The organism is Caulobacter sp. P1_B12_2 (assembly GCF_056406675.1).
In genome coordinates this window covers 1-7,109 of the sequence record NZ_JBFTZS010000237.1, presented here as the reverse complement: position 1 = coordinate 7,109, position 7,109 = coordinate 1, and the positions used below count along the sequence as shown (strand labels likewise).

The window sequence follows — 7,109 nt, the reverse complement described above, 5'->3', positions numbered from 1 at the left end:
CAGGGCGAACAGCGCGACGAAGAAGTTGACGGCGAGTTCTGCCTGGCTCATTCGACGTGCTTAGCCTTCAATTCGCGCGGATCCGCATCCTTCTTAGGGTGATGCGGTCGCGCGCGCCACACTCGGAGCCTGACCATGTCCGCCGATCCGCGCCTGATCCTGCCGCTCGACCTGCCCAGCGTCGCCGAGGCCCGCCAGATGGTCGAGACGCTGGGCGACGCGGTGTCGTTCTACAAGATCGGGCTGGAGCTTCTAGCCACCGACGGCATGGGCCTGGCGCGCGAGCTCAAGACCCAGGGCAAGTCGGTGTTCCTGGACTGGAAGCTGCACGACATCGGCGCGACCGTGGAGCGCTCGGCCCGGGTGCTGGCGGGCGCCGGCTGCGACCTGCTGACCGTCCACGCCGAACCGCAGGTGATGCAGGCGGCCGTGAAGGCCAAAGGCGGCTCGGACCTGAAGATCCTGGCCGTCACCGTGCTGACCAGCCTGAACGACGCCGACCTGATCGAGATGGGCTATGCGTTCTCGGCCCGGGACCTGGTCGCGCGGCGGATCCGCCAAGCGGTGGAGTGCGGGGTGGACGGCATCGTCTCCTCGCCGCAGGAGGCCGCCCTGGCCCGCGAGATCGCCGGACCCGACTTCCTGGTGGTGACGCCGGGCGTGCGTCCCTTCTGGTCGGCCAAGAACGACCAGGCCCGCGCCGCCACCCCGGCCGACGCCCTGAAAGCCGGCGCCAGCCACCTGGTCTGCGGCCGCCCGATCACGGCRGCGAACGATCCGCGCGAGGCGGCGCTGAAGGTGGTGGCGGAGATGGCGGGAGTTTAAGTCCTCCTCCTGGTGGGGGAGGAGCGGGGCTTCGCCCCTAGAAATCCACCGCCACGCCCTTGCGTTCCCAGTCGCCGAACCGAGTCGGTTCGGGGCCGTCGCGGCCCCCTTCCTCGGTGGGCAAAGCGGCGGCGTGAGCCTCGGCGTGGCGCGCGGCCGCCTCTTCCAGGGCGCGGCGCGCGGCGGGGGTCAGGGGCTTGTCGGGGGCCGCGCCAGGCGGCAGGTCGGTCTCGGACATGGCCGCTTCCTACCACCGTTCGCGCCAAAAAGCTTGCGCTCGACCTCGCCCCGGGGCACGGCGAGCGGGTGACTCAGGAACTCAATGACGGCCTCCCGGCACGGGAAGGCGCCCTCGCCCTCATCGACGCGGCCCTGTCGCGGCGCGGGGGCCTCGACGAAGCCGCCTCGGCCAACGCTTTCCGCTTTCTGGAACCGCGGGAGCGCGCCTTCGCGCGCGCCCTGGCCATGGCCACGCTGCGCCACCTGGGGCCCATCGACCGCGCCCTRGCCGGCAAGCTGGCCAAGGAGCCGCCGCCCCGGGTGCGCAACCTGCTGCGCTTGGGCGCGACCCAGGCCTTCTTCCTGGAGGTGCCCGCCTTCGCCGCCGTCGCCACGAGCGTCGAGCTGGCCAACGCCAGCAAGACCAGCCGGCCGTTCAAGGGCCTGGTCAACGCCGTGCTGCGCGGCCTGCTGCGCGACGGCGGCCTGTCGGACGCGTCAGAACACCTGGCTCCGCCCTGGCTCTACGCCCGTTGGGCCAGCGCCTACGGCAAGGAGACCGCCGACGCGGTCGCCGCCCAGATCGGCTTCGAGCCGGCCACCGATCTTTCCCTGAAGCCCGAGTTCGACGCGACCGCCCTGGCCGCCGAGCTGGAAGGCGAGATCCTGCCCGGCGGCACGCTGCGCACCGAGCGCCGGGGTGACGTCTCGGCCTGGCCGGCCTTCGAGGACGGTGTCTGGTGGATCCAGGACGCCGCCGCCGCCGTGCCCGCCCGCCTGCTGAACCTCAAGCCCGGAGAAACGGCCCTGGACCTCTGCGCCGCGCCCGGCGGCAAGACCATGCAGATGGTCGCGGCCGGCGCCCAGGTCGTCGCCGTCGACCGCTCGCCCGCCCGTTTGGGCCGCGTCACCGAGAATCTCGCCCGCATGAACATGCAGGCCGAGGTGATCGCCGCCGACGCCGGCGTCTGGGACGACACCCGCACCTTCGACGCCGTGCTGCTGGACGCGCCGTGCTCGGCCACCGGCACTTTCCGCCGCCATCCCGACGTGTTGTGGGCCGCCCGACCCGGCGACGTGGCCAGCCTGGCCGGCGTGCAGAGCAAGCTGCTCGACAGCGCCGCGGGCCGGCTCAAGCCCGGCGGCCGCCTGGTCTATTGCGTCTGCTCACTGGAGCCCGAAGAGGGCGAAGCCCAGGTCGAGGCCTTCCTCGCCCGCCGCCCCGACATGGCGCTGGACGCGATCACGTCCGAGGAAGGCGGCGCCCCCGCGGCCAGCCTGACGCCGCGCGGCACGCTGCGTATCCTGCCGCACCATCGCGAAGGCGGGCTGGACGGCTTCTTCGCGGCGCGGTTCGTGAAGCTCTGATCGCCAGGATTTGAGCAGCGAAGGGCCTCGTAAACCCTACGTGACAACGGGCTCGCTTGTCGCGCGAGGCCAAGCCCGTTAAGCCAGGACCCATGACCGCGCCGCTGATCGCCCCGTCCATCCTCGCCTCCGACTTCGCCAAGCTGGGCGAAGAGGTCGCCGCCATCGAGGCGGCCGGCGCCGACTGGGTGCATGTCGACGTGATGGACGGCCATTTCGTGCCCAACATCACCCTGGGTCCGGACATCGTCAAAGCCATCCGGCCGCACGCCAAGATCCCGTTCGACGTCCACCTGATGATCAGCCCGGCCGATCCGTATCTGGAGGCGTTCCGCGCCGCCGGGGCCGACCTGATCAGCATCCACCCCGAGGCCGGTCCGCACCTGCACCGCTCGCTCAAGCGCATCCGCGAACTGGGCGCCAAGGCCGGGGTGGTGTTCAACCCCTCGACCTCCATCGACCACGTCGAATGGATCCTCGAGGACGTCGACCTGCTGCTGGTGATGAGCGTGAACCCCGGCTTCGGCGGTCAGAGCTTCATTCCCGGCCAACTGCGCAAGGTCGAGGCCCTGCGCAGGATGGTCGACCAGCGGGGCCTGGACATCATCATCGAGGTCGACGGCGGGGTCACCCCGGCCACCGCTCCGCAATGCGTGGCGGCGGGGGCCACGGCCCTGGTCGCCGGCTCGGCGGTCTTCAAGGGCGGGCCCAGCGCCTATGCGGACAATATCCGCGCGCTGAAGGGCGGCTGATCCAGCGACATGGAGGGGGCTCCCGAGACAGGTTCCGTCCGCAAGTCCTCCGCCCTGGCCGGCGGCCCCTCGGGGCGTGCTCATGGGACCCATGGCCGCGCCAAGCGAACCAAGGGCGTGTTCCTCAAGGCTCTGGGCGCGTCGCTCAAGGGGAATCTGGAGCGTGAATGGTTCGGTTCGCCGCCGCACCGGGCGGCGATCAGCCGGCCGCGCCCGGTGGGCCTGGCCGCCCATCCTCACGACCCGCGCCCGACCGATCCCGAACGCGGCCGCCAGCTTCTGGAAGGCCTGATGGTGCTCGACGGCGGCGCCGTGCGACTGGGCGAGACCGGCGACCCGTTCGACCAGCCCAGCCCCACCCGTCAGTTCGCCACCGCCCTGCACGGCTTCGACTGGCTGCCCGACCTGATGGCGGCCGGTCCCGGCTCGGCGCGCCTGGCCCTTCGCCTGCTGCAGGACTGGCGGCGGGTGTTCGGAACCTGGAACGCCTTCTCGTGGAGCGGCGAACGGCTCGAGCGCCGCACGTTCCACCTGGCCTGCGCGGCCCGCGCCCTGTCGCCCGAAGCCTCGGACGCCGAGATCTCGGCCATGGCGCTGGACCTCGCCCGGGGCGCGCGCCAGTTGCTCAAGGCCTCCGACGCCCCCGACCGCCGGCTCGAGCGGGCCGTCGTGGTCGCCATCGCCGGTTGCGCTCTGACCGGCAAGGCCAGCGACCGGCTGATGGCGCAGGGGCTCAAGCGGGTCAACGCGCTGCTCGACGTCATCGTCCTGCCCGACGGCGGCCACGCCAGCCGCTCGCCGCAGGTCGGGCTGGAGCTGCTGTTCGACCWGCTGACCCTCGACGACGCCCTGGGCCAGCGCGGCCGTCCGCCGCCCGAAGCCCTGGCCCGCGCCATCGATCGCCTGAGTTCGTCCGTGCGCTTCTTCACTCTGGCCGACGGCTGTCTGGCGGCCTTCCAGGGCGGCGAGGCGGTCGGGCCGCGACGGATCGCGGCGGCCTTGGCCCACGACGACCAGGGCCCGCGCCCACCCCAGAGCGCGCCCCATGCCGGCTATCAGAAGATGCAGGGCGGCAGCCTCCAGGTGATGGCCGATGCCGGACCGCCGGCCGTCGGCGTGCTCAGCGTCGCCGCCTGCGCCCAGCCGGCCGCCGTCGAGATCGTGTTCGGCAAGGACCGGCTGATCACCAGCTGCGGCTGGAGCCCCGAGGCGACCGGCGCCAACGCCTTCCGGCTGTCCGACGCCGCCTCGACCGTGTCCGTGGGCGACGGCTCCGCCGGCCGGCCGCTGTCGGGCTGGCGGTCCGAGGCCTTGGGACCGTGGCTGATCGACGGCGCCGTCGAGGTCGAGATCAAGCGCCACGACGGCGAGGCCGGGGTCTGGCTCGACATCGTCCACGACGGCTGGCGGCGGGTAGGCCTGACCCACGCCCGCCGCCTGTTTCTCGACCTCAAGGCCGACGAGCTGCGCGGCGAGGACAGCCTGACCCCGCTCCCCGACAAGAACGGCGGCTCGGCCAACGCCGACGGTCCACGCCGCTATCTGCCGTTCACCGTCACCTTCCACCTGCATCCCGACGCCCGCGCCTCGCTGGCCCGCGACGGCAAGAGCGTGCTGATCAAGGGGCCGTCCAATGTCGGCTGGTGGCTGCGGAACGACGCGGTCGACGTCAACATCTCGCCCTCGACCTTTTTTGATCATGGCCAGGCCCGCCGGGCGGGCGCGATCGTGCTCAAGAGCCAGGTCCGCCCCGAGAAGGGCGCGAAGATCCGCTGGAAGCTGGTCCGGGCGACCGACCACTAGGGCCGGGCCGCCGGAACCCTAGACGCGCCTGCGACATTAGGTCCCACACACGCGCCAGGCCGCGGAATTCACAGTCCCGGGCCCGTCCTGTAGCTGTCATCGACCGCGTCGGCTGAGGGAGGGCAGATGTCGAACCTCGCCGCTCTGCAGCCGATCCTGCGAACCGCCATCGACCCCGTCGTGGTGATGGACGCTCAGGGCGCGATCCTGGACTGGAACGCCCGCGCCGAAACGGCCTTTGGGTGGACGCGCGCCGAGGTCCTGGGTCGAAACCTGATCGACGTGCTGGCCCCGCTGCGCCTCCAGGCCGCCTACCGCCAGATGCTGGCGGGTCGGCTGGCCCTGGCCGAGCCCCCCGTCGAGCGCCAGGGCTCCCAACTGATGGCCGTGCGCAAGGACGGGATGGAGATTCCGATCGAGGTCTCGCTGGCGGCGTTCGGAGAAGCGGACTCGAGCGTGTTCCTCGGCTTCATCCGCGACATCACCGACCGGGTCGAGATGCATGAGCGCCTGGCGGCCGGCGAGGCGCGGTTCCGGGCCGCGATCGGCGCGGTCGACGGGATCCTGTGGACCAACGACGCCTCGGGCCGAATGGTCGGCGACCAGCCCGGCTGGGCCAGCCTGACCGGCCAGACCCCGGAGCAGTATCGGGACTTCGGCTGGGCAGACGCKGTCCATCCCGACGACGCCGACCCCACGCTGCAGGCCTGGAACGCCGCCGTCGCGCGCGGCGGGCCTTTCACCTTCGAGCATCGGGTGCGCCGCCACGACGGCGTCTGGCGCGACTTCGCGATCCGCGCCGTCGCCGCCCTCGAGACCGACGGATCGATCCGCGAATGGATCGGCGTGCACACCGACGTGACCGAGCGCAAGCGCGCCGAGGAGCGCCTGCGCGAAGGCGAGGCCCGGTTCCGGGCGATGGCCGACTCCGCGCCGGCCCCGGTCTGGATGACCTCGGCGGAAGGCGGGATCACCTTCGCCAACGAGGCCTTCGCGGCGTTCGCCGGGGTCGAGGCCGAGGCTCTGCTGGGCGACGCCTGGATCCGCATGATCCATCCGGACGACATCGTCGGGGTCGGGATCAGGCGGGCGGCGGCGCGCGACGCATCTGACGGGCCCCTCGCCTACGGTTTCGAGGCCCGGTTCCTGTGCGGCGACGGCCTCTATCGCTGGATGGTCGCCAACGCCCGCCCGCAGATCGACGCCCAGGGCCAGTTCCAGGGCTATATCGGCATGGCCATGGACATGACCGAGACCAAGACGGCCGAGGCGCGGCAACGCCTGCTGATCAACGAGCTCAACCACCGGGTCAAGAACACCCTGGCCTCGATCCAGTCGATCGTCCGCCAGACCCTGCGGCCGGAGGAAACGCCGGTGCAGGTGCGCGAGCGGCTGATCGACCGGCTGCTGGCGATGTCGGCCGCCCACGACGTGCTGACGCGCGAGAGCTGGGAGGGCGCGGCGCTGGACGACATCGTGCGCCAGGGCATCGCCCCGTTCGTCGACGACCAAGAGCCGAAGCGCGTGACCATAGACGGGCCCAACCTGAGGGTGGGCGCCAGCACCGCCCTGTCCGTGTCTCTGGCCGTGCACGAACTGGCCACCAACGCGGCCAAGTACGGCGCGCTGTCGACCCCCGACGGCAAGGTGGCCATCGCCTGGGCTCCGGCGGGCGACAACGGCGCCATCCTGACCTGGACCGAGCGCGACGGGCCGCCGGTGAAACCGCCGGAGCGCAAGGGTTTCGGCACCCGCCTGCTAGACCGCGGCCTGGCCGCCGACCTGGGCGGCCAGCCCAAGCTGACCTTCGCCGTCGAGGGCGTGCGCGCGGTGCTGCCGGTGCGGTTGGCTTAAACACACCACCGCAATTGACTCCCCCGCCCGCCTCCGTATTTTCCGCCCGTTCGCGTAACTGGCGCTAGTGATGGGCAACCATCGGGGAGCGCGGACCGGCGGGCTTTCATTAGAAAGCCCGCTTGCTTGAAGGCTTGCGAGCGGACGCAAAACCAGCGTCCACTTTTGCTGCTCGCAAGCTCGCCGCGCGCCTGGGCTCCTCGAACCGTCTTCCATCAGAGACCTGGAGTCCGCCGTGCCCGCCGCCCCCGACTATCCGTCCGCCCCCGATCTCGTCGCCCCCAAGCG

General features: G+C 71.7%; 6 protein-coding genes and 1 riboswitch. Of the genes, 5 read left to right on the top strand and 1 reads right to left on the bottom strand.

Annotated features, from left to right (window positions below; translation table 11 throughout):
• Window positions 1-135: 135 nt before the first annotated feature.
• Window positions 136-825, top strand: a complete 690-nt coding sequence (gene pyrF, locus AC1DZ6_RS15185) for an orotidine-5'-phosphate decarboxylase (protein WP_477097995.1) — start codon at window positions 136-138, stop codon at window positions 823-825.
• A gap of 37 nt (window positions 826-862) precedes the next feature.
• Here the strand turns inward: pyrF and AC1DZ6_RS15180 are convergent, their stop codons facing one another.
• The gene (locus AC1DZ6_RS15180) at window positions 863-1,063 is read right to left on the bottom strand and encodes a DUF1674 domain-containing protein (protein WP_477097994.1); all 201 of its coding nucleotides are present in this window, start codon (window positions 1,061-1,063) and stop codon (window positions 863-865) included.
• Between the two features lie 68 nt (window positions 1,064-1,131).
• On the opposite strand from AC1DZ6_RS15180, the gene AC1DZ6_RS15175 reads away from it, so the two are divergent.
• The 4 genes from AC1DZ6_RS15175 to AC1DZ6_RS15160 all read left to right on the top strand — a co-directional run bounded on the left by AC1DZ6_RS15175 (window position 1,132) and on the right by AC1DZ6_RS15160 (window position 6,821).
• Window positions 1,132-2,412 (top strand): RsmB/NOP family class I SAM-dependent RNA methyltransferase, encoded by a 1,281-nt coding sequence (locus AC1DZ6_RS15175; protein ID WP_477097993.1) that lies wholly within the window; start codon window positions 1,132-1,134, stop codon window positions 2,410-2,412.
• Between the two features lie 92 nt (window positions 2,413-2,504).
• Window positions 2,505-3,164, top strand: coding sequence for a ribulose-phosphate 3-epimerase (gene rpe / locus AC1DZ6_RS15170; protein ID WP_477097992.1), 660 nt, complete (start codon window positions 2,505-2,507; stop codon window positions 3,162-3,164).
• Window positions 3,165-3,173: 9 nt separating this feature from the next.
• Entirely contained in the window at window positions 3,174-4,967 is a 1,794-nt protein-coding gene (locus AC1DZ6_RS15165) for a heparinase II/III family protein (RefSeq protein WP_477097991.1), read from the top strand.
• 126 nt (window positions 4,968-5,093) lie between these two features.
• Window positions 5,094-6,821 (top strand): PAS domain S-box protein, encoded by a 1,728-nt coding sequence (locus AC1DZ6_RS15160; RefSeq protein WP_477097990.1) that lies wholly within the window; start codon window positions 5,094-5,096, stop codon window positions 6,819-6,821.
• Between the two features lie 44 nt (window positions 6,822-6,865).
• Window positions 6,866-6,962, top strand: a riboswitch (ZMP/ZTP riboswitch).
• Window positions 6,963-7,109 lie beyond the last annotated feature (147 nt).

Bases quoted from the DNA above. Each gene is read 5' to 3' on its own strand.
- AC1DZ6_RS15180 (WP_477097994.1), bottom strand. From the start codon at position 1,063: ATGTCCGAGACCGACCTGCCGCCTGGCGCGGCCCCCGACAAGCCCCTG.
- rpe (WP_477097992.1), top strand. From the start codon at position 2,505: ATGACCGCGCCGCTGATCGCCCCGTCCATCCTCGCCTCCGACTTCGCC.